Source organism: Reyranella sp. (genome assembly GCF_965249915.1).
Classification (GTDB): Bacteria; Pseudomonadota; Alphaproteobacteria; order Reyranellales; family Reyranellaceae; genus Reyranella.
The window spans coordinates 1204727-1228523 of sequence record NZ_OZ252257.1; the positions used below are offsets into that span (position 1 = coordinate 1204727).

At 65.3% G+C, this 23797-nt stretch carries 20 protein-coding genes and 1 pseudogene; 11 read left to right on the forward strand and 10 right to left on the reverse strand.

Translation table 11 applies throughout. The annotated features are described in order from the left end of the window. The first annotated feature begins 130 nt into the window (after positions 1-130). Positions 131-493 carry a hypothetical protein gene (locus ACP15H_RS05970; protein ID WP_425065286.1) on the forward strand — a complete coding sequence of 121 codons (363 nt, stop codon included), beginning with the start codon at positions 131-133 and terminating at the stop codon, positions 491-493. A 484-nt stretch (positions 494-977) separates the two neighbouring features. Here the strand turns inward: ACP15H_RS05970 and ACP15H_RS05975 are convergent, their stop codons facing one another. Beyond that, entirely contained in the window at positions 978-2006 is a 1029-nt protein-coding gene (locus tag ACP15H_RS05975) for a hypothetical protein (protein WP_425065287.1), read from the reverse strand. A gap of 272 nt (positions 2007-2278) precedes the next feature. Between ACP15H_RS05975 and ACP15H_RS05980 the strand changes: the two genes are divergently transcribed. The 3 genes from ACP15H_RS05980 to ACP15H_RS05990 are packed head-to-tail and all read left to right on the forward strand — an operon-like array spanning position 2279 to position 5795. Continuing rightward, the gene (locus ACP15H_RS05980) at positions 2279-3655 is read left to right on the forward strand and encodes a hypothetical protein (RefSeq protein ID WP_425065288.1); all 1377 of its coding nucleotides are present in this window, start codon (positions 2279-2281) and stop codon (positions 3653-3655) included. A gap of 48 nt (positions 3656-3703) precedes the next feature. Beyond that, a complete protein-coding gene (gene gmd, locus ACP15H_RS05985) occupies positions 3704-4801 on the forward strand; it encodes a GDP-mannose 4,6-dehydratase (protein WP_425065289.1) in 1098 nt (365 codons plus the stop codon). A 31-nt stretch (positions 4802-4832) separates the two neighbouring features. After that, positions 4833-5795 carry a GDP-L-fucose synthase family protein gene (locus ACP15H_RS05990; protein ID WP_425065290.1) on the forward strand — a complete coding sequence of 321 codons (963 nt, stop codon included), beginning with the start codon at positions 4833-4835 and terminating at the stop codon, positions 5793-5795. On the opposite strand, the gene ACP15H_RS05995 is transcribed toward ACP15H_RS05990, so the two are convergent. Then, a complete protein-coding gene (locus ACP15H_RS05995; RefSeq protein WP_425065291.1) occupies positions 5788-6402 on the reverse strand; it encodes a class I SAM-dependent methyltransferase in 615 nt (204 codons plus the stop codon). The genes ACP15H_RS05990 and ACP15H_RS05995 overlap by 8 nt on opposite strands. Positions 6403-6486: 84 nt before the next feature. Next, entirely contained in the window at positions 6487-7569 is a 1083-nt protein-coding gene (locus ACP15H_RS06000) for a hypothetical protein (RefSeq protein WP_425065292.1), read from the reverse strand. 392 nt (positions 7570-7961) lie between these two features. Between ACP15H_RS06000 and ACP15H_RS06005 the strand changes: the two are divergent. Both ACP15H_RS06005 and ACP15H_RS06010 read left to right on the forward strand, forming a co-directional pair. Continuing rightward, positions 7962-8840, forward strand: a pseudogene (locus ACP15H_RS06005) (NAD-dependent epimerase/dehydratase family protein); the annotation flags it as partial. Between the two features lie 96 nt (positions 8841-8936). Continuing rightward, positions 8937-9878 (forward strand): NAD-dependent epimerase/dehydratase family protein, encoded by a 942-nt coding sequence (locus ACP15H_RS06010; RefSeq protein WP_425065293.1) that lies wholly within the window; start codon positions 8937-8939, stop codon positions 9876-9878. 146 nt (positions 9879-10024) lie between these two features. Here the strand turns inward: ACP15H_RS06010 and ACP15H_RS06015 are convergent, their stop codons facing one another. The 5 genes from ACP15H_RS06015 to ACP15H_RS06035 form a co-directional block, all read right to left on the reverse strand. Further along, on the reverse strand, positions 10025-11140 hold the full coding sequence (locus ACP15H_RS06015; protein WP_425065294.1) for a hypothetical protein: 1116 nt from the start codon (positions 11138-11140) through the stop codon (positions 10025-10027). 116 nt (positions 11141-11256) lie between these two features. Continuing rightward, positions 11257-11436, reverse strand: coding sequence for a hypothetical protein (locus ACP15H_RS06020; protein ID WP_425065295.1), 180 nt, complete (start codon positions 11434-11436; stop codon positions 11257-11259). Positions 11437-11982: 546 nt separating this feature from the next. Continuing rightward, entirely contained in the window at positions 11983-12234 is a 252-nt protein-coding gene (locus tag ACP15H_RS06025; protein ID WP_425065296.1) for a hypothetical protein, read from the reverse strand. A 119-nt stretch (positions 12235-12353) separates the two neighbouring features. Then, positions 12354-14759, reverse strand: coding sequence for a YbcC family protein (locus ACP15H_RS06030; protein ID WP_425065297.1), 2406 nt, complete (start codon positions 14757-14759; stop codon positions 12354-12356). Positions 14760-14784: 25 nt separating this feature from the next. Beyond that, on the reverse strand, positions 14785-16356 hold the full coding sequence (locus tag ACP15H_RS06035; protein ID WP_425065298.1) for a proton-conducting transporter membrane subunit: 1572 nt from the start codon (positions 16354-16356) through the stop codon (positions 14785-14787). A 106-nt stretch (positions 16357-16462) separates the two neighbouring features. Here ACP15H_RS06035 and ACP15H_RS06040 point away from each other — a divergent pair, with 106 nt between their 5' ends. From ACP15H_RS06040 to ACP15H_RS06055, 4 genes are all read left to right on the forward strand, one after another. After that, complete coding sequence (locus ACP15H_RS06040; RefSeq protein WP_425065299.1) at positions 16463-17353, forward strand: LysR family transcriptional regulator; 891 nt, start codon at positions 16463-16465, stop codon at positions 17351-17353. A gap of 43 nt (positions 17354-17396) precedes the next feature. After that, on the forward strand, positions 17397-18932 hold the full coding sequence (locus ACP15H_RS06045; protein ID WP_425065300.1) for a cryptochrome/photolyase family protein: 1536 nt from the start codon (positions 17397-17399) through the stop codon (positions 18930-18932). Next, positions 18929-19120, forward strand: a complete 192-nt coding sequence (locus ACP15H_RS06050; protein WP_425065301.1) for a DUF2256 domain-containing protein — start codon at positions 18929-18931, stop codon at positions 19118-19120. Before ACP15H_RS06045 ends, ACP15H_RS06050 begins: the two co-directional genes overlap by 4 nt. A 71-nt stretch (positions 19121-19191) precedes the next feature. Then, positions 19192-20124: a LysR family transcriptional regulator gene (locus tag ACP15H_RS06055; protein ID WP_425065302.1), complete on the forward strand. Its 933-nt coding sequence runs from the start codon at positions 19192-19194 to the stop codon at positions 20122-20124. Positions 20125-20127: 3 nt separating this feature from the next. On the opposite strand, the gene ACP15H_RS06060 is transcribed toward ACP15H_RS06055, so the two are convergent. Both ACP15H_RS06060 and ACP15H_RS06065 read right to left on the reverse strand, forming a co-directional pair. Further along, a complete protein-coding gene (locus tag ACP15H_RS06060; RefSeq protein WP_425065303.1) occupies positions 20128-21141 on the reverse strand; it encodes an aldo/keto reductase in 1014 nt (337 codons plus the stop codon). 176 nt (positions 21142-21317) lie between these two features. Then, complete coding sequence (locus ACP15H_RS06065) at positions 21318-21989, reverse strand: type 1 glutamine amidotransferase domain-containing protein (protein ID WP_425065304.1); 672 nt, start codon at positions 21987-21989, stop codon at positions 21318-21320. A 168-nt stretch (positions 21990-22157) separates the two neighbouring features. Here ACP15H_RS06065 and ACP15H_RS06070 point away from each other — a divergent pair, with 168 nt between their 5' ends. After that, entirely contained in the window at positions 22158-23783 is a 1626-nt protein-coding gene (locus ACP15H_RS06070) for an ABC-F family ATP-binding cassette domain-containing protein (protein ID WP_425065305.1), read from the forward strand. Positions 23784-23797: the final 14 nt, after the last annotated feature.

The following is a 23797-nucleotide window of genomic DNA, read 5'->3' on the forward strand; positions in this document are numbered from 1 at the left end:
CCGTCTTTTGACTTTTTGCCAAAGTCCAGGGATCCGTAAAGTGCGCCTGTCCGGGAATTCGTTGATGAACGAGTAACGTTAATTTGTTAAGTACCGGTGGGTTTATCTATTTTGACTCGGGGGAATACTCATGTTGCTGTTTATTGACCAACCCAAGCACATTCGCGTGCTGCGGAGCTCGGCCGACGCGTCGGGTGCCATGAAGCGCGAGCGCTTGGGCTTGATCGCCAAGGGCGCGCTGGAGCCCACGGCAGAACTCCTGGGGGCCATTCAGGCCGAGGAAAAGGACGAGCTCGAGAAGGCGCTCGAAGTCTATCGTGAGTGCCAGGTCGTGCAGAAGAAGGCAGCTGCACTGAACTTCCCGGAAACGATGAGGGTCGTCACCGAGTATATCCAGGACGGCGCGACCGAGAGCGAGAAGAAGATCATCGTGTCCGCCCTGATGGAAGGCCTGCGCTTGATCCGCAAGGCAGCCAAGCAGGAAACCGAATAAGGCACTTGATCGTTGGGCCCGGCGCAAACGTCGCCGGGCTCGTTGATGTTGTCGAACTGGGGTTTCGGGATCCGATGATCCGGCGACCCCGGTTCTCCGACCATGCAATCTATCCGCGATAGCTCTGGTGCAGGACGAGCCCGGGCTCGCGGACTTCAGGACAGGCTGGCGCCCTTCAGGATCTTGATGGGGCGACAGAGACGGTGACTGGTTTCGCTCCCGAGTAAGAGCGTGTGCTCCTCGCGCAGCGGCCGAACCGGTTTCTCAAGATCATGCGATATCACGCGTAGCGCCGATCGAGGATCCGGCAGGAGGCCGAGCCGATCGTCCCGTCGCGGGCCGGCTCTGCTGAGCGCTCCTGTCGCCGCGAGGGGCCTCGATGCCGCATCGGCTGGTAAGGCCTGTCCGCCCCACCGGGAACGGAAGCCTCTCCAGCGGCCGTATTGCCGGGCTGACCCCGGGAATGCCCCGAGGCGCGGCCGGATCAGGCGTCCAGCGTCTCCGTCAGGGGCGAAGTGCCCTTGGCGCGGCACGCCAGCTCGGCGCTGCGCAGGGCCTCACGGAGGCGGAGCGGGGCCTTCTCTCGCGCGTCGGGGTACTCGCCCTTGACGAACTGCAGATAGCTCTGCGCGGCCTTGGCGCCGAGAAGCTTGCGGAGCAGCCTGACCTTCGACAGCGCCATGAGGAAGCGCCGCGCCGGATCGATCGATCGCTGCAGGGCGACGCTGGCCAGGCGGATCTGCTCCTCCGCCTCGAGCTTGTCCTCGATGCCGACCGTTACCTCCTGGGGGATCTTTTCCTTGCACAGGAATACGCCCGTCGAACCGATCTCACCGATATAGGTGAAGTAGTCGGCGAAGTACTCCTGGTAGGTCTTCACGTAGGGCAGAAGATCGTAGAAGTAATCCTGCTGCAGGACGATGGATCGGCCGGGGATCAGTCGGGAATAGAAATTCTCGACGATGAACTTGTTGATTTCGGGAAGCTTGAGCACATCGAGAAACAGGATCTCGATCGGGGCTTCGATCTTGCCGGTTTCCTGGATGTCACCCATGCGCAGGTCGACGAGATCGGCGACCGGCTTGACGTTCTCGCTCACCAGTTGCTCGAACGAATCACCCGGCAGGGAGTCGAATTCGATGGCATTCCTCTTGAAGAATGCCGGCATCGTCGGCGTTACGATGCCGCGTTCGAAGGAGACGACCGGCCGCTTCCATTTGGCTTGGGCGTGTTCGAGGTTTGGATTCTCCCTCAACCCTTCGCCAAAGCAGGTGGTGGAGGCGCCCAGGAAAATGCCCGCGTCGACAATGAGCCCTTCGCCCGTGTAGTACTTCGACGCCAGGCCATACAGGAACCGTCGCTCGGGGACGGACATCATCGAGGGGACCGCCAGGACCTGCTTCGGAATGTTGCCGACAAGTCGATCGAAAGGCCGCTCGAGATGGGTAACCCGCAAGGGCGTTCGCAGGGGGGCCTGTTCGACAGGCTGGGATCCGCTATCAGCTGCTTTCATCACCTTGTCCGCTTCGTCTTACCGGCGGCCACGCTAACACACCAAGCGGCCTGCGGGCGATTCGCGCGGAGTTGTGAAGACGGGGGCGGGGGCAAAAACAGTCGAGTACTGCTGAAACAGCAATAACGTGCTATACGCACCCCGTAGAAACGCCCCAATTAGGCGAGGGTAATAACGCGCGGACATCTTGAAGCAAAAGTCTAGGCTGGCCCCGGTCGCCTCAGGCTGGCCGCAGATTCTACCGCACGCGTCGACCGAGGAGCATCGGCTTTATGCCTGATACGCATGATACTCCGTTCAGCAGGGACACACGGCAGGGCGCCCAGCGTCCTCGTGAAGTTCCCCCGTTCGTCTCGGACGAAGACGAATTCGCCGATTCCGTTGCGCGCGCTCCTTCGGAGCTGGAGGCTGTTCTGCCGGCGGCCAAGGAGAGGACAGATCGTCGCACGCTTGGTGTGGATCTGCCGCCCCTGCCACAGCGCAAGCCGCCGTCGCGGCGAAAACTGGCCTTGTCCTTTCTGCTGTGCGTCGTTCTCCCCACCGGATTGATAGGGCTTTATTACTACGTGTTCGCGGCCGACCAGTACGTTGCCGAGTTCAAGTTCGCGGTCATGGAATCGAGCCCCGTCCTTCCCGGGAGTCCGCCGCCGATAAGCGCCACGTCGCCGAGTGCCGCCACGGGCGGTGGCGGCGGTCTCGCTCTGATGGGAGGCGCCGCAATGCTGGGCGGCTCCACCGCGACGATGCAAAACTATGTCGTGACCGACTATCTGCTCAGCCGGCAGGTGGTGGAGGAGTTGCAACGCCGTATCGACATTCGATCGCTCTACGACCGGGACGTGGCCAAGAGTGATCTGTGGGCCCGCTTTGCCAGGAGCCTGCCCATGGAGCGGTTCCTCGTTTACTGGAACCGAATGGTCACGGCGAATTACGATCCGATGACGGGCCTGGCTGTCGTGACGGTCAGGGCGTTTTCGCCACAGGACGCTCTGTTGATCGCCAATACCATGGTCGCCCTGTCGGAAGATCTGGTGAACAGTGTCGCCAAGAGACCGCAGATGGATGCGGTGAGATTCGCCGAAGGAGAGGTCCGGCGCACCGAGGAGCGCCTCAAGGCGGCGCGCGACGAGATGATGGACTATCGGCTCAAGGAGGGGTTGGTCGATCCGAGCGGGGCGCTTTCGACGAATGTCGCGCTGGTCCAGACTTTGCGAGGCCAGCTCATTCAGCAGCAGGCCGATCTCGCCACTCTGCTGAGCCAGCAACAGAATCCCAACACACCTGCGGCACAATCCCTGCGCTCGCGCATCGCCGCCACCAAGGATCAGCTGGACAAGATGGTGAAGGAGGTTTCGAAAGACAGGGAAGGGAACCGGGTCCTGACCGAGCTTGTCGGGCGCTACGAGCGGCTGGATCTCGAACGGCAGTATGCGCAGGCGGGGTACGTGGCGGCGCAACAGGCATTCGATCAGGCCAGGGCGAACGCCGCGGCGCAGCACCTCTATCTCACGCCTTACGTCCGTCCCGTGCTCGCCGAAAGCTCGACATACCCCAAGCGGGGACAATCCACCTTCATTGCGGCCTTGGCTTTCTTCGGTATTTGGATATTGGGACTGATGGTCGTTCGTGCCGTTGGCGAGCACGTCTAATTCGATGTATCCACGGGATCGGCTGCGGGATACCAGAGGAGTACTGAAGTGGCTTCGCCAATTGCACTAATTACCGGCGTGACCGGTCAGGACGGCGCGTATCTCGCAGACTTGCTGATCAGGAAAGGCTACATCGTCCACGGCATCAAGAGGCGGTCTTCCAGCTTCAACACGCCCCGCGTCGACGACATGTTGGATCGGCAGGCCAGGGACGGGCTGCCGTTCTACCTGCACTATGGCGATCTGACCGACAGTATGAGCCTGGTGCGGCTGATCCAGAGCATTCAGCCCACAGAGATCTACAATCTCGGGGCCCAGAGCCACGTGATGGTGAGTTTCGAGACGCCGGAATACACGGCGAACGCCGACGGGACGGGCGCCTTGCGTCTGCTCGAGGCCCTGCGAATTCTGGGTGTCGAGCGCAGCGTTCGCTTCTATCAGGCGTCGACGTCGGAGCTCTATGGATCTACGCCGCCGCCGCAAAGCGAGACCACGCCGTTTCATCCCCGCAGCCCCTATGCCGTGGCGAAGCTCTACGCCTACTGGATCGTGGTGAACTACCGGGAAGCCTACGGCATCCATGCCTCCAACGGCATTCTGTTCAATCACGAGAGCCCGCTGCGCGGCGAGACGTTCGTCACGCGCAAGATCACGAGAGCGGTCGCGGCCATCGTCCAGGGCAAGCAGCAGGAACTGCTTCTCGGAAATCTCGATGCCCGGAGGGACTGGGGTCATGCTGCGGACTATGTCGAGGGCATGTGGCGCATCATGCAACACGACGTTCCCGATGACTTCGTGCTGGCGACAGGCGAAGCCCACAGCGTTCGCGAATTCGTCGACCTGGCGTTTCGCGAAGTCGGGGTCGATATTGCCTGGGAAGGCCAAGGCATAGGAGAGCGGGGCATCGACAGGAAAACCGGCCAGACTCGCGTCCGGGTCGATGCGCGCTACTTCCGGCCGGCCGAAGTCGATTTCCTGTTGGGAGATCCGTCGAAGGCCCGGCGTTTGTTGGACTGGAAGCACCGCATCAGCTTCGAGGGACTCGTGAGGGAGATGGTGCAGGTGGATCTTGCTCTCGCCAAGACGGATCACTCGGTCGTCGGACCCAAAGGCGTCACCCTCCGGCTTTCCGAAGTCACGGATTGAGAGCGCACAGGCAGAGTTGAGGTAGTTGGCGATGACGTTTTCACTGAAGGGCAAGTCTGTCTGGATCACCGGCCATCGCGGCATGGTCGGTAGCGCGTTGGTGCGGGCGCTGACCAAAGCGGGGGAGTGCCGGATCCTGACCGCGTCGCGGCAGGAGGTCGATCTGAAGGATCTTCCGGCCGTACGGCGCTGGATGGCTGCCAATCGCCCCGACGTCGTGATCGTCGCCGCCGCCAAAGTCGGTGGCATCCTGGCGAACGACTCGTTTCCGGCAGACTTTCTCTATGAGAACCTGGCGATCTCGACGAACGTCATCCACTCGGCGTTCGAAAGCAAGGTCGAGAAGCTGCTTTATCTCGGGTCGAGCTGTATCTATCCGCGATTGGCCGAGCAGCCGATCGTCGAAGAGGCGCTTCTGACCGGCCCGCTCGAACCGACGAACGAGTGGTATGCCGTGGCGAAGATTGCCGGCATCAAGATGTGCCAGGCGTATCGCAAGCAGCATGGCTGTAACTTCATCGCGGCGATGCCCACCAACCTTTACGGCCCGAACGACAACTTCGACCTGACCTCGAGCCACGTGCTCCCGGCCCTGATCCGGAAGATCCATTCGGCCAAGCTTGCCGGCGAAACCGTGACGCTTTGGGGGACGGGAACACCGAGGCGGGAGTTCCTCTACGTCGACGACATGGCCGCGGCCTGCCTGTACCTGCTCGAGCATTACGACGGATTCGGCCATATCAACATCGGAAGCGGTGTCGACTATACGATCAGCGAATTGGCCGGAATCATCGGCGATGTCGTCGGCTACCGCGGCGGATTCAATTACGATACGACGAAGCCGGACGGGATGCCGCGCAAGCTGATGGATGGCGCCAAGCTGGCGGCCATGGGATGGCGTGCCCAGATCGACATCCGGGACGGCATCGGCAAGGCCTACGACTGGTACGTGAAGAATGTCGCGGAGGCTGGAAAGGCGCCGGCGCTTACTTGACGGCTTCCATGTTCAGGCTGACCAGCGTCCCGTTGGTCTTGTCCAGGTGTGGCAGGTAGGCCTGGCTGTAGTCATCCAGGCCGCTGTGCTCGGTCGAGCGCCAGTCCCACAGCCGGGTCTGTGAGAATCCGACGCCCTTCAGGCGCGCCTCGAGCGTTTCCTGGTCGAAGAGGACGTAGTGATAATCATGGTCGTTGCGCTGGCCGCCGATCATCAGACCCATGATGTCGTTGATGCCGTTTGCCAGCCTTCCTTCGACATAGAGACGGCTGCACGCCTTGAAGTCGGGGACCGCGAGACGCAGGACCCCACCGGGCCGCAGCACGCGATGCCATTCGCGAAGGACGTTGTCGACCTCGTGGCGGCCAAAATGCTCGAGGACATGGGACGCATAGATGAGATCGACCGTGTCGTCCGCGAGGAAATCGAGACGGTCGATCAAGGCGACGCGGTCTACATTGGGATATTCGAGAGCATCGACATGATAGAAGCCCGGGATGTGCTTCGGACCGCAGCCAAGATGAAGTTTTAGGGGCCCGGCGCTGCTGGAAGGATCGCGGGCGGCCGTTGCGTCGCTTCGAACTGCCTCGGGTGAATTTTGGGTCATCTTGAAGCCCTCCTGGTGCGCACGTCCGGCACAACACTCCAATCGCACCGCAGCATTCTAGGAATATCGCACTTCAGCTCATGTCTACAATGCGGCAGGGAGCGCTTCTTCAGCTTCCAACGGCCTCATGCGCGAACGTCTCAGATACTGCTTTTCGAGCTCGTCGCGTAGAATTCGGCTGCCGTCGGCACCGATCTGCACATCGCTTAGATATTCGACGTGAAGATACTTTTCGAGTTGCTCCAGGCTGCCGGCGACCGCAACGTTCGTCAATTCGCTGTTCCCCAGCGTTGCGGCGAAGGACGCGTAGTTGCTTCCGGTGCTGATGATGCGGCTCGCGCCGACCAGCAGGTTGAAGTCCAGGAAGGCCTTCTGGATCGGGTAGCGCATGCGGAACGCCCCGGCATCCACGAAGTGACGCCTGCCGAACGTCTTCACGAAGTGGTCCATGGTGTCGGGGCTGTCGGAAAAATAGACGATCCTCTGCCCGGCGGCGATCGCGGCTTCGATCGACTTATAATAGAACTCGTTCAAGGCGGTCCGGCAAACATAGTGCCCCATCAGGAGAGCAAGCCGTTCAGGACTGAGCGCGCCCTCAGCAAGCTTCGGCAGGTCCTGTCGGAGCATCTCGTCGACATCGCCGCGGCGGACGTGAAGACCGACATATTGCTCGTCACCGATGCGCTGACCGGCAATCCCGATCGACCGGGTGATCGCGGCGTCGTGGGGGAGGCGGTCGTAAAGCTTGCGGAGGGTCTTGTAGGTGTATTCCCGTGTTCGAGGCTCGTCCGCGAACGAGAAGACAACCGCATCCTGCTCATAGAACGTCGAAGGGTTCTCGGCGAAGTAGGCCCTGTCGAAGGCCCGGGGCCGCATCGCCGCAAATTCCTTGTCCCGTAGGCTGCGCCGGGGGAGAGGGTAGCCCACCGGACCCTCGAGGAAGACGAGATCATCGCCACCGCCGGCAGCGTAGAAATCCCGCAAATTGAAGATCAGTGAAGGGCTGTAGTCCGTGCCATCGAACTGATGCCAGAACACGGGCAGGGAGGGCCATACCATCACGACGCGAGCGTCGATCTGGTCGGCGAATCGCCATGCATAGAAAAGATGCTTGAGGCGCGCGATCAGGCGGTCACCTCTGCGTACAAAAATAGTCGAGCGCGCCATCTATCTGAAGCCGTATAAAATTGTTGAACCGCTGCTGCAAGAAGTGGTGGTGGTTCGTGGAAGGGCAGGCGCCATCCTAGTGCAAGATATTCACGACCTGTAGCCGATTCTGAAGTACGTGATCGCGTGAGTTATCGGATTCCACAGCGCAATGTCCCGCAGGTTCGGCGGCATATTATCAACAACGAACAGAACGCCAGAGAAGGCCATCCAGCCGCGAATGTCCGTGCGCCTCGGTGCTTCATCCGATGCGCTGACTGCCTCGCATGAGGCCTTGAAGCAGGGGTCGACATCCGCAGATATGCATCTGATCCAGGCGAAAGCGGCGGCGAGCAACGCAAGGTTCCTCGAAGCCATGGAGCGCGCAAACATTGTTCTGGAGATGGTGCCTGAAGCACAAGATCTACACCGTCAACAACAACCTGAACGCGACCAACAACATCCTGGCCGCGGTCGTCGAGACCGATCCCACCATCCACTGTGTCCATCTGGGCACCATGGGGGTCTATGGCTACGGCACGGTCGGTTCGATCATCCCGGAAGGCTACTTCAAGGTCAAAGTGCCGCTTCCCGACGGCAGCCACGTCGACCAGGAGATCCTGTATCCGGCCAACCCCGGCAGCATCTACCATATGACGAAGACGCAGGACGCCCTGCTGTTCCAGTTCTATGCCCGCAACGACAAGCTTCGGGTCACCGATCTTCACCAGGGCATCGTCTGGGGCACCCAGACGCCCGAGACGGAGAAGGACGAACGGCTCATCAATCGCTTCGACTATGACGGCGATTACGGCACCGTGCTGAACCGCTTCCTGATGCAGGCGGCGGTCGGCTATCCGCTGACGGTCCACGGCACCGGCGGCCAGACGCGCGCCTTCATCCACATCCGCGACACGGTGAATTGCGTCCGCATCGCCATCGAATCGCCCCCGAAGGCGGGCGACCGCGTGCGCATCATGAACCAGATGACGGAGACGCACCGGGTTCGCGACCTGGCCAATCTCATCCGGGAATTGACCGGCGCGCAGATCGAGAATCTCAGCAATCCGCGCGCGGAAGCTGACGAGAACGAACTGAAGGTGGCGAACAAGAACTTCCTCGAGCTGGGCCTCAATCCGACCACCCTGCAGCATGGCCTCTTGCAGGAAGTCACTCAGATCGCCGAGCGTTACAAGGATCGTTGCGATCGGACCAAGATCCCCTGCGTTTCCTACTGGTCGAAGGAGCGCGCCAGCGCGGCGCAGGGCCCCGACCGGGTGGCCGCCCAGTAGTCCTTCTGCTCAATCCGGCAAGTGCGGCGGCGCCCCTCGTGGGCGCCGCTTTGCAAGTGGGTTCTGCCCAGGCAACATCGAGTACGGGATTGTGCCATGACGAAGATTTTGATCACTGGCGGATGCGGTTTTGTCGGCTCGAACCTGATCCGCCAGATCGTCGAGCGAGGTCGAGGCGAGCAGCTCGCTGTTCTGGACAACGAGACGATGGGATCGCCGAGAGATCTGCCGTCGGTCGACATCGAATATCACAAGGGCGACATTTGTGATCTGGCCCTCGTATCGCGGGTCGCGAAGGGTTGCGATACCATCATTCATCTGGCGGCAAACACGCGGGTCATCGAGTCCATCGAGGACCCGACATTGAACTTCGAGGTCAATGTTCGCGGCACGTTCAATGTCCTGATGGCCGCGCGCGACGCCGGCGTGCGGAGTGTCGTCATGGCGTCGACCGGCGGCGCCATTCTCGGAGACGTTGAGCCCCCCGTTCATGAGGGCATGGTTCCGCAACCGGCCGCGCCCTACGGCGCATCGAAGCTCGCCTGCGAGGGCTACGCCTCTGCATTCGCCGGTTCTTACGGCATGCAGGTCACTGCGCTTCGTTTTTCGAACGTCTACGGGCCTCGCTCCTATCGGAAGGGAAGTGCCGTCGCGCAGTTCTTCAAGCAGGTCCTCGACGGCAAGCCCATCACTGTCTATGGCGATGGCAGCCAGGTGCGCGATCTCGTGTACGTGATCGATCTGTGCAAGGGCATCCTGCAGGCGATCGACGCCAATGTCTCCGGCGTGTTCCAGCTGGGCACGGGAAAGCCGACCTCGATCAACGAGCTGCTCGGCGAAATGAAAATGGTCGTGGGCCCGCAGCGCTGGCCCGCCGTGAACTATGAAGACTGGCGGGCGGGCGAAGTCAGGAAGACCTATTGCGACATCACCCGGGCGCGAGAGGCTTTCGGTTTTGCGCCGGCAACGCCCCTGGCCGATGGTCTGCAGGCGACCTGGAACTGGTTTCTATCCGAGACGAGCGGCTCTGCTTCCTGACGCGGGCACGCTGACCGCGCGGGCTCTGGCTCATCCGGAGCGTGGCAGGAGAAATGATTTTCTCCTGCCGTCGCAGGGGAGAAGAGGGGCCCTACGCAAGCCTCGTCGATGAGGCTGAGTTCGCCCCTCTCCGAGCGATCGCCAGATCAGATGGCGCTCGCAACATCAGTGCGCCGGTGATCGGCGCCCCGATGACCGGTGCTGATCTTCACGGCTTCGCGTTCGTTCGCGTTGCCGCCGCCCACCTCGCAGAGATAGCGTGAGGCGCGCACGACGTTCTGCACCCGGCGGAGTTGCTGCTGTGCGATCTGGTCGCCGTACTCCGACTCGATGAACGACAGATATTGCTTCGCGGCCTCGAGACCGCGTGCCTTCAGGATGACCCGAAGCTTCGCGAAGGACATGATGAGCCGGCGATAGGGATCGACCGAGCGTTGCACGGCGCGCGAGACCAGCATGAGTTCCGCCTCGGGGTCGGGAGGGTTCGCGAAGAACGCCGCGACCTCGTCCCGCGTGATGCGGTGCATCAGCCGGAAGATGGCGCTCGAGGAGATCTCGCCGACATACTCGAACTTGGAGGCGAAGAACTCCTGGTGGATGTGAATGAAGGGCAGGTCGCCGCTGAGATAGTCCTGCTGGATCACCAGCGAGCGGCGGGGGATCAGGCGTGGCAGATACTCGAGGAAGGCGAACTCGGAGATGGCAGGCGCCTTCAGGACGTCGAGAAACAGGATCTCGACCGGCAGCTTCTTGCCCTTGGCCTGATCCTCGATACGGCCGGTCTCCAGGATATCGCCCAGTCTCAGGTCGATGAGGTCACGCACATTCTTGATGTGCCCCTCGATCAGGGGCCCAAAGGAGTCGCCGGCCACCAGGCCTTCGCCGATTCCGTGCCGCTTGAAGGAGAGCAGCATCTGCTGGTTCGTAATGCCGAGTTCGAGCGACACGATGGGCTTCTGCCAATTCGCGCGGATCTCCGCCAGATGCGGATTCGCCGAAACGCCGTTGCCGAAGCAGGCCGTCGAGGCTCCGAGGAACGTACCGGCGTCGACGATCAGTCCGGCGCCGCTGTAGTAGTCCTTGGCGATATTGAACAGGAAGCGGCGCTCCCCGTCCGACATCATGGAAGGAACCGAAGACGCGACTTCCGGGATCGGCTTCAGATAGGCGTCGAACGGAGCCGCCAGGCGTGCCTGATGTAGCGGCTTGGCCCGTTCGAGCGGCGGCGGCAGGTCACGAGACTTGTCGAGATCGAGAGCCATGGCTTACTCCTGCGGCAGCGATTAGGCCCTCTTCGTTATTGGCCCCGAACGGTAGTTGCAAGCTGCTTCGAAGGTCATCGCAAATCAGCCGGACTGCTGTCGCGATGGCTCTGCAACTAAGATGCGGTGGTCTCGGGCGGATTGGTGACGCGCTTGATGGCCATGCGCGCCAGCCGCTCCCAGATGAGGCGATCCTGCGCATCGATCTCCCGCCACTTCACGGGCGTTCCAAGCTTCGATTTGCTGTAGGAAAACTGCAGACTCTTTGCCAGTCCGACGACGAATTCACGGTCCATGTTACTCCCCCAAGAGGACAAATGGTCTGACGCTTTTCGATCCACTCTCAGCCTGACAAGATGCCGAAGCCGCTCGTTCTTCCCTGCCGGTCACGGCACGGTGAGCACATTGTGTGCCATGGCTTGCGACAGGGCCGATTCTCACACCGACGCGCACAAGGGTAGGCCAAGCCTGCCATCGAATCGAAAAATCAAAGGTTTGCCGCCTTGGGCGACCCCCTTGTCCGGTCACCGCAAACGGTCACGCCAGAGTCAAATCAGGGCGACCCGCAGGCCGAGGTGCAGGACGAGCATACCCACCGCTTGCGCAATCGACGCAATCCAGACGAAAGGTCCTCTCAGAGGCCCTGCGATCCTCTTGGTCACAGCTCAACTCCCTTGTTACGCCCCAGCGTTTCAGAGCGGAGATTTTGCACAGTAATGTGTCAGCCCTATTATTGTCCAGCTGCCGCATCGCGGTAGCTGCACTGCGGCAGGACGGCCGGACCCGCTGACTGTTCCGGAATACTGTCTTGGTGCCGCAAGGGCGATCGGGGACGGGCGCTGCTAGTCTGCCTCTTCCGGATCCCTCGAGCGGTCCGCCTTCCTCTCCGAAACCAGAAGGCCCGCGCGGATCCTGACGTCGCAATCGTTGCGCAGCAGCAAATTCAGGATCTCGAGCTCGTTCAGGAGCTCGACCGGATCGCGCTGCCGCGCCCCGCGGAGCGCATCCTTCAGCCACGCGCTCGTTCGCGGGTGGGCGAGGATCCAGGCGATGCGTTGCTCGTTCGTCTTCAGCGCGTCATCGGGTGGCGGCACCAACGTCCTCCCTCAGAATCGGCCTTGCCGTTTATGGTTCGCGAGCGGGCCGGCGACGCCGTCCCGCAGGATGCGGTTCGCATCCGCCGCCCGAGCGGCGAGATCGTGCGGCAGGGCGGTCATGCGAGGACCCGTTCACGCGCGTGGTCCTCAGCCGCTTTGCCGATCACGCTCTCCCAGCGCAGGTTGCCGGCGTAGCGCCACGCCATGCGCCCCTGGTCGTCGAGCGCGAACAGGTGCAGCCAGCGATTGTCGAACAGCGCGCGCACCCCGGGATGACGCTCGAGGATGTCGGCGATGGCCGCGCGCGGCGCCTCGATCAGCACCGACAGCCGCAGCGGCTCGTGCGTCAGAGCCTCGCCGTCATGGACCGACTGCCACGGCAGCCCGGCCCGCAGCAGGCCGCCATTGCCTTCGACCACGCCGATCCCGCCCGTGACATTGTGCAGGAGCTTGTTGCCCGCGCCGAACAGCTCGGGCGCGACGCTCGAGCCGTAATATTGCAGGCTGATCCAGCTGGCGACGACGACCGGCGCCGTCAGGATCAGCTCCAGTACGCCGAAGCCTTCGTCGCGCCGCCAGTCATAGTCGTGCAGGAAGGCGCGGCCGGCGAGGTCGCGGCCCGCGGTGCGCGCGCGCGGCGCGGCGATGAAGGCCTGGCAGCCCGCCAGCCCCCATTCGGGCCGAAGCTCGGCCCAGTCGCGGGCCCGGCGCGGGATGTCCTCGCTGCGCGCGGCGCGCGGCAGGCGCAGCGCCCGTTCGCCGCGCGCGAGCATGCCGGCCGATTTCAGCCAACGCGCGGCCTGCTCCAGGTCGGCGGCATGCGAGGCGGAGGGGTGGTCGTCGGCGTAGATCGTGACCGCGTCGGTCGTCGTGTCGTGCAGGGCGCCGAGGAACAGCGTGTCGTCGGGGATCTCGATGCCCTGCATGCGGAGACCGCTGCGGACCTCGCGATCGTTCAGCAGCGCGGCAAGCAGCCGGGCGTTCACTTCGCCCGAGTAGCCGCCGCACGCGCCGCAGTGCAGCGCGCTGGCATGCGGGTTGTTGACGACGTTGGCGCCGTGTCCGGCGAGCAGGACCAGCCGCGCGAACCCGTCGGTGAGCGACATCGCCTTGAGCACGCTCGCGGCCATCGCCAGTTTGGTGGCGTCCTCCAGGCTCTCGGCCGGGCGCGGCGCCGGGTCGTTCGGCGCCGGATGCCGCTTCAGCGCCAGCCCGTCGGACAGGAGCTTCCCGGCGTAGAGCGGACCCGCGGCCTCGACGAAGGCGAAGGAGGATATGGCCGCCTGCTTGAAGCGGCCCCAGGCGCGTTGCGCCCGGGCCGCGATACGCGCCGTCCGGTCGGCGCCCTCCGTCGCCGAAGTCGTGGCGCCGGAGCAAGTGAGTACCGTCGGCGACAGCAGCACGGGGAGGCGCGCCTCGACCACGTCGGAGGCGAAGCACCGATGGCCGAGCCGCAGGCCGAAGAAGCCGGCGAAGCCCAGGGTGCGGATGGCGGGATCGACGCTCTCCAGCGCCCGCCGGAACACTTCCGACCGCACGTCGATGCAGAAGGCCATCTGCAGCCGCGGGCGACCCGAAGCCGTCGGCGGCGAAGGCGTCGCGGCGAGCAGCGTCTGCAGCCGCCGCTGCGCGGCGCGCTCGGCCGCCTCCTGCAGGATCGTATCGACGATATCGTCCGAGGTCGCGGCCACGGGCTCGGCATAGGCGGCGATGGCGGCCTGCCAGTGCGGCGCGAGCGCGTCGCCGTACTGGCGCAGCAGCGCCGCCTCCCAGGCGATGCGGATGGCGAGGAGGTCGGTCACGGACCCGTCGGTCCCTCCGCTCAGCTCCGCCTGCCAGAGCCGATGGCGGGCGACCTGGGCCCAGCCGCCGAGCGTCGTCAGCAGGCGGTGGAAATAGCTCTCGAGCGCCGCCCCGCTGAGGCCGAGGCGGGCGACGAAATCGGCGAGCGCGTCCCCGGGATCGGCGGGAGCGTCGGCCACGCCCTGCGCAAAGCCCGCGAGGCCGACGATCTCCGGCGTCAGGTCGTGCGTGGCGACGGCCCGCCACGCCGCATAGGCGCTCCGCGCCTGCGCGCCGACCCATAGCGCCTGCCCCTGATCGTAATAGGCGGAGGCCCAGTGGCTGATACGGTCCTCGACGAGGCGCGGCCAGTCGATGGCGGAGAGGTCGCGCGCCAGCTCGGCGACCGTCGGAAGGGCGCGCGGCGTCTCCCGCTCGGCCTGGGCCGCCTGCTTGAGCGCCGCCAGCGTCTTGGGGCGCAGGCCCGCGGGCGCCGCGTCGAAGGCGGCCTGCAGATCTTCGTCGGCGATCTCGCCCGACCGCAGCCGCGCCGCGTACCAGCTGCGGGGCAGGGTCAGGGCGATGCCGGCGGTGCGCCGCAGGCGGGCGGTCGCGGTCGCCAGCGGTTCGCCGGTGTGGCCGAGAAACGGGTTCACGGCGACGCTCGAGGCGAGCGGCCAGAGCGGCGGGATGGAACGCGCCGCCCGGTCGGCGGCCTGCAGGATCGCGGTCGTCATCATGGTCTTCGTCCTTGCGTACGGGGGATCACGAGGCCTTCGAGGCCGACCAGCCGCCCAGCAGCCGATCGATCGTGGCGTTGACGTAGAGGCCGTTGGAAAGATGGACGCGCAGTCCCGTGGCGGCGGGGTGCGTCGCCCACAGCGGGAACAGCGCCTGCGCGACCGCCACCAGCCCGAAGGTCAGCACGGCGAGCGCCATCAGCGTCCCTTCGAGACGGCCGGGCGCCGGCGTTGCCGGCAGCACGCCGGCGGTCAGCCATTCGGCCGCGGAATGCAGCGCGAAGTATCCGACCGCGGCGGCGCTGGCGTACAGCGCGGTCCGGCGGGTCAGTTCACGGGGCGCGGCGTCGGCCAGCCCCTGGGCCAGCAGGTAGGCGACACCGAAGATCAGGATGGTGCCCAGCGCCAGCGCCTGCGGCGACTTGTGGTCGAAGCCGAAGACCAGGCCGAACGCCATGCCGATGGCGGCATAGATGGCGAGCGCGATCAGGAAGGCGCGGCCCACGGCAGGCCCGTCGGGAACGGCGACCGGTCCCGGCCGGCGGATGGACGCCACCTGCTCGACCGCGCTACCGGAGGCGAGGAAGGCGTGCGCCTTGTAGAGCGAGTGGGCGACGATATGGAGCAGCGCCAGCGGGAACAGCGCCAGCCCGCATTGCAGCACCATGAAGCCCATCTGCGCCACCGTCGACCAGGCGAGCGAGGTTTTGACCGCGGGCTGGGTCAGCATGACGAGCGCCCCGAACAGCGCCGTGAAGCCGCCGACGATCGCCAGCACCGCGAGGACGCCAGGGGCGGACAGCATCAGGTCGGCGAAGCGGATCAGCAGGAAGCCGCCGGCATTGATCACGCCGGCATGCAGCAGGGCCGAAACCGGCGTCGGCGCCTCCATGACCTCGGTGAGCCAGCCGTGGGTCGGAAACTGCGCCGACTTCAGCACCGCGGCGAGCGCCAGCAGGGCGGCCGCGACGAGGCCGGCCCCCGTCGCGCCGCCGCTCCGGGCCAGCGCATTGATGGTAGCGATGTCGGTCGTGCCGAAGATCGCCCAGACGAAGACCGCAGCAAGGCTCAGCGCGAGGGCGCCGATGGTCGAGAACAGTCTCTTCTTGCGCGCCGCGCGCCGGGCCGCCGCGCGCTCGGGGTAGAACAGCAGCAGCCGGTGCAGGGCGACCGCGGTCGCGATCCAGGCGGCGACCAGCTGGACGAGGTTGCCGGCCTGGACGAGGAGGAGGACCGAAGCGAGCGCCGCGCACAGCCAGCCGAGGAAGGTGCCCTGCCGGGCCTCGCCATCGAGATAGGTCCGGGCGTATCGCACGACGATCCAGCCGACGAAGGCCACCAGCAGGAGCATGGTGGCGCTCACCGCGTCGAGCCGGACCGACAGGCCGAGACCGCCCCAGCCCAAGAGTCCGCTGGTGCCGGCGCCGCGCACGACCAGAAGTGCGAGAGACCCGATCGCGATCAGCAGCGCGCCGAGCGCCGCGCTCACCGCCATGGCCGGCACCAGGCGCGGCCGCCGGCCGGGGCGGGCGAATGCGAGGGCGGCGGCGGAGAGCAGCAGGAGCGGGGCGGCGAGCGGCAGCAGAGCGTACGACAAGGGAGTCACCGGGGGGTCCGAGGGCTTACGGCCCGCCTTATGGCTCTCCGGATTGGTTCAATAAAATGCATTGTGTAATGAAATTCGTTCGATAATATCGAACGATATGCAGTCGCTGAATTACAACCACCTGCGGTACTTCTGGGCGGTTGCCCATGACGGCAACCTCACCCGCACGGCGGAGCGGCTGAATCTCACGCAGTCGGCGCTCTCGGTGCAGATCCGCAAACTCGAGGGGCGTCTCGGCCATGCGCTGTTCGAGCGGCGCGGGCGACAGTTGCATCTCACCGAGGCGGGGCAGATCGCGCTCGACCATGCCGATACGATCTTCGCCACCGGCGACGAGCTTCTGGGCACGCTGCGCCAGACGGGCGCGTCACGCCAGGCGCTGCGCGTCGGATCGCTGGCCACCCTGTCGCGCAACTTCCAGATGGAGTTCCTCCGCCCGGTGCTCGGCCGCACGGACATCGACCTGATCCTGCGCTCCGGTGGCGCGGCTGAGCTGCTGCGCGCGCTCGAGGCGCTCAACCTCGACGTCGTCCTTCTGAATCGGGCACCGCCGGGCGACGCGCTGACCCCGCTGGTCACCCATCGCCTGGCCGAGCGGCCGGTCAGCCTGGTGGGCACGCCGGATCGCATGCGATCCGCGTTGGGCCTGGCGGATCAGCTGCGAAACCACCCGATCATCCTGCCGACCGTGGACAGCAGCGTGCGCAGCGGTTTCGACGCGCTGACGGATCGCCTCGGGGTCCGGCCGCAGATCGTTGCGGAAGTCGAGGACATGGCGATGATGCGCCTTCTCGCCCGCGAGGATATTGGCCTCGCCGTGCTTCCGCCCATCGTGGTCAAGGACGAGATCGCGGCCGCTGTGCTGGTCGAAGGCGAGCAATTGCCCGGGATCGTCGAGACCTTCTACGCGGTCACAATGGCGCGGCGTTTCCCCAATCCACTCGTCCGGCTTCTCCTGCAGCCGGCGCCGGGAGCGGACGGCGTCTGAGCCCGGACTGAACCGGGCAGGGGCTTTGGCCGTATCTGCCTTCATGTCGATGACGGCCGTCCGCAATCTCATCCTCGTCCTCGGCGACCAGCTCTCGCCCGCGATCAGCAGCCTAGCCGCCGGCGAACCGTCGCGAGACCTCGTGCTCATGGCGGAACTGGGCGACGAGGCGCTCTACGTGCGCCATCACAAGAAGAAGATCGCCTTCCTGTTCTCTGCCATGCGCCACTTCGCCGATGAACTGCGCGGGCTGGGCTGGACGGTCGAGTACGTAACCCAGGACGCGGCCGGCAATCGCGGCTCCTTCACGGCGCAGCTCGGCGAGGCCATCGCGCGCCACCGGCCCGAGCGGGTGGTCGTCACCGAAGCGGGAGAGTGGCGGGTGCGGCAGATGCAGGTCTCCTGGCAGGAGCAGTTCTCGCTGCCGGTGAAGATACTGCCCGACGAGCGCTTCCTCTGCTCGACTGCCGCGTTTGCGCAGTGGGCAGCGGGACGCAAGCAGCTGCGCATGGAGTATTTCTATCGTGAGATGCGCCGGCGTACCGGGCTCCTGATGGACGGTGACGAACCCGCCGGCGGCCGCTGGAACTTCGATGCGGAGAATCGCAAGCCCGCGAAGGCGGATCTGTTCATGCCGCGGCCGCCGGTGTTCGCGCCCGATGCCGTCACGCGGGAAGTGCTGGCGCTGGTCGAGGCGCAGTTCGGCGATCATTTCGGCGACCTCGCGCCGTTCGGATTCGCCGTCACCCGCGGCGATGCCGAGGCGGCGTTCGATGCCTTCGTCGACAAGGCGCTGCCGAAGTTCGGCGACCATCAGGATGCGATGCTGGCGGGCGAGCCGTTCCTCTATCACGCCGTCATCGCGCAGTATCTCAACTGCGGCCTGCTCGATCCGTTGCACGTTTGCCGGCGGGTCGAGACGGAGTGGCGGGCGGGGCGGGTGCCGCTGAACGCGGCGGAAGGGTTCATCCGGCAGGTCATCGGCTGGCGCGAATATGTGCGCGGCATCTACTGGCTGAAGATGCCGGGCTATGAGCGCAGCAACTTCTTCGGCCATACGCGCAGGCTGCCGGGCTTCTACTGGACGGGAGAGACCTCGATGGCCTGCGTGCGCGCGGCGGTGACGCAGACGCGCGAGCACGCTTATGCCCACCACATTCAGCGGCTGATGATCACCGGCAACTTCGCGCTGCTGGCCGGGATCGATCCGTACGAGCTGCACGAATGGTACCTGATGGTCTATGCCGACGCCTATGAGTGGGTCGAGCTGCCGAACACGGTGGGCATGAGCCAGTTCGCCGATGGCGGCCTGCTCGCCTCCAAGCCCTATGCGGCGAGCGGCGCCTACATCAACCGCATGTCCGACTATTGCGGCGGCTGCCAACACGACGTGAAGCAGCGGACCGGGCCCAAGGCCTGCCCGTTCAACGCGCTCTACTGGGATTTCATCTCGCGCCATCGCAGCGCGATCGGCACCAATCCCCGCATGGCGCAGATGGTTCGCACCTACGACAAGTTCCCGGCCGACGAGCAACAGCGCATCGCCGACAGCGCCGCCACCTTCCTGGCGGGCCTGTGACCGCCAAGCGTTACACCAAGTCGACCCTGCCGCAGAAGATCTGCGCCGCCTGCGGCCGCCCCTTCGCCTGGCGCAAGAAGTGGGCGCGCGACTGGGACCAGGTGAAGACCTGCTCGGAGCGCTGCAAGGGCGACCTGCGCCGTAAGGGGCGGGCGTCGGCCGACTTGCCGCGCGACGCCAGCCGGTAGTCCGGCGACGGGCCGGGCTTGCGGCGGCGGAACCGCATCGGCCACAGTCGAAACGAACGAACAGGGGCGTCATGGACAATCGCGCGGGCGAGATGATGGTGTTTGTCCGGGTCGTGGAGGCGGGGAGCTTCTCCGAGGCGGCGCGGCTGCTGATGATGACCCCGTCCACGGTCTCGAAGCTGATCGCGCGGCTGGAGGCCCGCATCGGCGTACGGCTGATCGAGCGTTCGACCCGCCGGCTGGTCCTCACCAGCGAGGGGCAGTTCTACTACGAGCGCAGCCGGTCGCTGGTCGCCCAGATCGACGAGACCGAGCAGCAGCTGGCGCAGGGCAACGCCAAGCCGGAAGGGCTGATCCGCGTCAGCTCTTCCGTGACCTTCGGATCGGCGGCGTTGGAGCCGATCCTGGCAGCCTTCCTCGAAGCCTATCCCGGCGTCGTGGTCGACCTGTCGCTGTCGGACGAGCGGGTCGATCTCTATCTCGACCGCACCGATGTCGCGATCCGCGTCGGCCCGCTCCCGGATTCGACCCTGATCGCGCGCAGGATCGGGGAGACGCGGCGCTGCATCGTGGCCTCGCCGGCGTATCTCAGGCGGCACGGGACGCCGCGCACGCCCGAGGAGCTGGCGGCGCACAATTGCCTCGGCTTCAACTTCCGCCGCTCCCAGCCGGTCTGGCCGATGCGCGAGGGCGGCCGCATCGTCGAGCGCATGCTGAGTGGCTCTCTGCTGGCCAACAATGCCGAGACCTTGCGCCGGATGGCGATTGCCGGCGTCGGCATCGCGCGAGTCGCCGAATACCATCTGCGCGAGGCGATCGACCGCGGCGAGCTGGTTGAGGTGCTGGCCGACCAGGGTCTCGAAACCTGGGACGAGATCCATGCGGTGTACCGCGGCGCCCAGCTGCTGCCGGCCCGGGTGACGGTGTTTTTGGATTTCACCGTCCCCCGGATGGCGCAGTTCCTGGCGGTGACCCGCTCGCGGCCCCGGACCGTCGCGCGCTGACCGTCAGCCGCCGATCGGCAGCGGCGCCGCCGGATCGACCAGTTGCGCCTCCCGCAGATCCCGCCAGAAGGCGGCGGGGACCTTCTCCTGCAGCGCCGCGCTGTCCTCGGCGATGCGGCCGGGCCGGCTGGCGCCGGGGATGGCCGCCGCGACCGCGGGATGGGCCAGCGAAAACTGCAGGCCGGCGGCCTTCATGGAGATGCCGTGGCGGTCGGCAATGGCCTTGATCGCCGCCACCTTCGCAAGGATCGCGGGCGTCGCCGGCGCATATTCGAAGTTCGGCCCGCCGACGAGCGCGCCGGAACTGTAGGGCCCGCCGACAACGATGCCGAGGCCGCGCTCCGCCACCATCGGCAGGGCGCGCTGCAGCGCGTGGCTGTGATCCAGCAGCGTGTAGCGGCCCGCAAGCAGGAAGGCATCCGGCCGCGGTTCATCGAGCGCGAGCAGAATTTCGATCGGCTCGACGCGGTTCACGCCGAGGCCCCAGCCTTTGATGACACCTTCGTTGCGCATGCGGTCGAGGGCCCGGAAGGCGCCCTTGCGCGCGCTTTCGAATACGCCCAGCCATTCGTCGCCGTAGAAGTCCTGCGCGACGTCATGCACGAATACGATGTCGACATGATCGGTGCCCAGCCGCTTCAGGCTGTCCTCGATCGAGCGATAGGTCGCGTCCTCCGAATAGTCGTTCACGACCTTGTTGGGGCGCCCGTGCTTGAAGACATCGCCCTTCTCGCCGTTGTCGCGCGCCGAGACATCCTCGACCTCGTCGAGGATGAGGCGGCCGACCTTCGTGCTGATCACATACTGGTCGCGCGGCTTGCCGCGCAGCGCCGCCCCCAGGCGGATCTCGGCCAGGCCGGCGCCGTAGAAGGGGGCGGTGTCGAAGTAGCGGATGCCGTCGGCCCACGCGGCCTCGACGGTAGCCTGCGCCTCGTCTTCGGGGATGGCGCGGAACATGTTGCCCAGCGGCGCGGCGCCGAAGCCCAGACGGCTCGGAAGGATATCGGTCAATTTCATCTCGGGCTCCATTTCGTCGGATCGGCGCGGATGTCTGCGCCACACCCTCCGAAATGGTGGCGACAGCCGCCGGACAGTAGGCGGCCGAGCATCGCAGGACTTGTGAAAGCCGTTCACAGGCCCGGGAGCCGCCTGCCTGTCGCTGGACGGTTCCCGGCGGCGAACGGTCCTTCAGGTCATGTCTGCTTGAGCGCGGCGAGCAACTCCTTCGCCAGGGGGCCAGCCGAGGCAGGGTTCTGGCCGGTGATCAGGCGGCCATCGACGACGACGTGGGGTTGCCAGTTGGCCGCGGACGAGTAGTCGGCGCCTTCCGCCCGCAGCGCTTCCTCGAGCTCATAGGGCACGTCCTCGCGGGCGTAGTCGAATTCTTCCTTGGTCGAGAACCCCGTGAGCTTCTTGCCGCGCACGAATGGCGTCCCGTCGCCGAGGTCGACTCCCAGCAAGGAGCAGGGACCGTGGCAGACGGCACTGACGATCTTGTTGGTGCTCCAGGCGCGCACGACGGCCCGCTGCACGTCCCTGTTGCGCGCGATGTCGACCATCGGGCCAAGGCCGCCCGGCACCAGGATGGCGTCGTAGTCCGCGGCGTCCACTTCAGAGAGCTTGCGGCTGTGGTTGAGGCGGCGGAAGGCTTTGCTCTCGAAGAACGCCTTCTGGGCGGGATCCTTCTCGTCGTAGGCGTCGTAGGGTGTCCAGCCGCCGGCCGGCGAGGCGAACTCGATAGCGATCCCCGCCTTGTCGAGCACGTCGAAGGGATGGGCGACTTCGGCGAAGAAGAAGCCGGTCTTGCGATTGTGCGGACCGATCACGGCCGCGTTGGTGACAACGAACAGAACGTGCTGGGTCATGGTTTTCTCCCGTCACGAGACCGGGCCAGCATATCACAGGCCCCGGCACGAGCGGTTAAGCGAGGTAAAAAGACGGGTTGGCGGTCCGGAGCAGGGAGACAATCGGCCGCAAGACCGTCACCGGCCTGTTGCTTGCGTTGCCCAGGCTTTCCCGCCAGCAACGCCCGCATGATCCGTCTCGACAACATCAGCAAGCAGAACGGCCACCAGATCCTGTTCATCGACGCGTCGATGGGCCTCCAGAAGGGGGAAAAGGCGGGACTGGTCGGGCCCAACGGCGCCGGCAAGACCACGCTGTTCCGCATGATCTCGGGCCAGGAACAGCCCGATGACGGCCAGGTGACGATCGATGCCGGCATGACCATCGGCTATTTCAGCCAGGACGTCGGTGAAATGTCGGGCATGAGCGCCGTCGCCGCGGTGATGGACGGCGTCGGACCGGTGAGCGCGCTGGCGGTCGAGATCGCCCAGCTCGAGGCGGCGATGGCCGATCCGGAGCAGGCCGACAACATGGACGCGCTGGTCGAGCGTTACGGCGAAGTGCAGGGCCGCTTCGAGGAGCTCGACGGCTACGCGCTCGACGCCCGCGCGCGCGAGGTGCTGGCGGGCCTGTCGTTCAGCCAGGAGCGGATGGACGGCGACGTGGGACTGCTGTCCGGCGGCTGGAAGATGCGCGTGGCGCTGGCCCGCATCCTGCTGATGCGGCCCGACGGCATGCTGCTCGACGAGCCGTCCAACCATCTCGATCTCGAAAGCCTGATCTGGCTGGAGGACTTCCTCAAGAACTACGAGGGCGCGCTGCTGATGACCTCGCACGATCGCGAGTTCATGAACCGCATCGTCGGCAAGATCATCGAGATCGACGGCGGCACGCTCATCACCTATTCGGGCAACTTCGATTTCTACGAGGTGCAGCGGGCGCTCTCCGAGAAGCAGCGCCAGGCGCAGTTCGAGCGCCAGCAGGCGATGCTGGCCAAGGAGATGAAGTTCATCGAGCGCTTCAAGGCGCGCGCCTCCCACGCCGCCCAGGTGCAGAGCCGGGTGAAGAAGCTCGACAAGATCGAGAAGGTGGAGCCGCCGCGGCGCCGCCAGTCGGTGCGGTTCGAGTTCCGCGCGCCGCCCCGCTCGGGCGAGGACGTGGTGAGCTTCCGCGGCGTCCACAAGGGCTACGGCACCCAGCCGATCTACCAGGGGCTCGACCTCCGGCTGCGCCGCCAGGAGCGCTGGTGCGTGCTGGGCGCCAACGGTGCCGGCAAGTCGACGCTGCTGAAGCTGGTGGCGGGGACCACCGAGCCGGACGAGGGCAGCGTGACCGTCGGCGCCAGCGTCAAGATGGGCTACTTCGCCCAGCACTCGATGGACCTGCTCGACGGCGACGAGACGATCTTCGAATCCCTCGATGCCTCGTTCCCGCAGGCGGGCACGGGCGCGCTGAAGTCGCTGGCCGGCTGCTTCGGTTTCTCCGGCGACGATGTCGAGAAACCCTGCCGCGTCCTGTCCGGCGGCGAGAAGGCGCGGCTGGTGATGGCCAAGATGCTGTTCGACCCGCCCAACTTCCTGGTGCTCGACGAGCCGACCAACCATCTCGACATGGCGACCAAGGAGATGCTGGTCGCGGCGCTGGCGGACTTCGAGGGCACGATGCTGTTCGTGAGCCACGACCGCCACTTCCTCGCCGCGCTCTCGAACCGCGTGCTGGAAGTCACGCCCGAAGGCGTGCATCAATATGGCGGTGGATACACGGAATACGTGTCCTCGACGGGCAGGGAGGCGCCGGGTCTCCATCCGGGCTGAATCTGGGGAAGCTG

What these genes read in the sequence shown, in the direction of transcription:
- ACP15H_RS05970 (WP_425065286.1), top strand. Translation starts at nt 131, where the DNA reads ATGTTGCTGTTTATTGACCAACCCAAGCACATTCGCGTGCTGCGGAGC.
- ACP15H_RS05975 (WP_425065287.1), bottom strand. Translation starts at nt 2,006, where the DNA reads ATGAAAGCAGCTGATAGCGGATCCCAGCCTGTCGAACAGGCCCCCCTG.
- ACP15H_RS05980 (WP_425065288.1), top strand. Translation starts at nt 2,279, where the DNA reads ATGCCTGATACGCATGATACTCCGTTCAGCAGGGACACACGGCAGGGC.
- ACP15H_RS05990 (WP_425065290.1), top strand. Translation starts at nt 4,833, where the DNA reads ATGACGTTTTCACTGAAGGGCAAGTCTGTCTGGATCACCGGCCATCGC.
- ACP15H_RS05995 (WP_425065291.1), bottom strand. Translation starts at nt 6,402, where the DNA reads ATGACCCAAAATTCACCCGAGGCAGTTCGAAGCGACGCAACGGCCGCC.
- ACP15H_RS06000 (WP_425065292.1), bottom strand. Translation starts at nt 7,569, where the DNA reads ATGGCGCGCTCGACTATTTTTGTACGCAGAGGTGACCGCCTGATCGCG.
- ACP15H_RS06010 (WP_425065293.1), top strand. Translation starts at nt 8,937, where the DNA reads ATGACGAAGATTTTGATCACTGGCGGATGCGGTTTTGTCGGCTCGAAC.
- ACP15H_RS06015 (WP_425065294.1), bottom strand. Translation starts at nt 11,140, where the DNA reads ATGGCTCTCGATCTCGACAAGTCTCGTGACCTGCCGCCGCCGCTCGAA.
- ACP15H_RS06020 (WP_425065295.1), bottom strand. Translation starts at nt 11,436, where the DNA reads ATGGACCGTGAATTCGTCGTCGGACTGGCAAAGAGTCTGCAGTTTTCC.
- ACP15H_RS06030 (WP_425065297.1), bottom strand. Translation starts at nt 14,759, where the DNA reads ATGATGACGACCGCGATCCTGCAGGCCGCCGACCGGGCGGCGCGTTCC.
- ACP15H_RS06040 (WP_425065299.1), top strand. Translation starts at nt 16,463, where the DNA reads ATGCAGTCGCTGAATTACAACCACCTGCGGTACTTCTGGGCGGTTGCC.
- ACP15H_RS06045 (WP_425065300.1), top strand. Translation starts at nt 17,397, where the DNA reads ATGTCGATGACGGCCGTCCGCAATCTCATCCTCGTCCTCGGCGACCAG.
- ACP15H_RS06055 (WP_425065302.1), top strand. Translation starts at nt 19,192, where the DNA reads ATGGACAATCGCGCGGGCGAGATGATGGTGTTTGTCCGGGTCGTGGAG.
- ACP15H_RS06060 (WP_425065303.1), bottom strand. Translation starts at nt 21,141, where the DNA reads ATGAAATTGACCGATATCCTTCCGAGCCGTCTGGGCTTCGGCGCCGCG.
- ACP15H_RS06065 (WP_425065304.1), bottom strand. Translation starts at nt 21,989, where the DNA reads ATGACCCAGCACGTTCTGTTCGTTGTCACCAACGCGGCCGTGATCGGT.
- ACP15H_RS06070 (WP_425065305.1), top strand. Translation starts at nt 22,158, where the DNA reads ATGATCCGTCTCGACAACATCAGCAAGCAGAACGGCCACCAGATCCTG.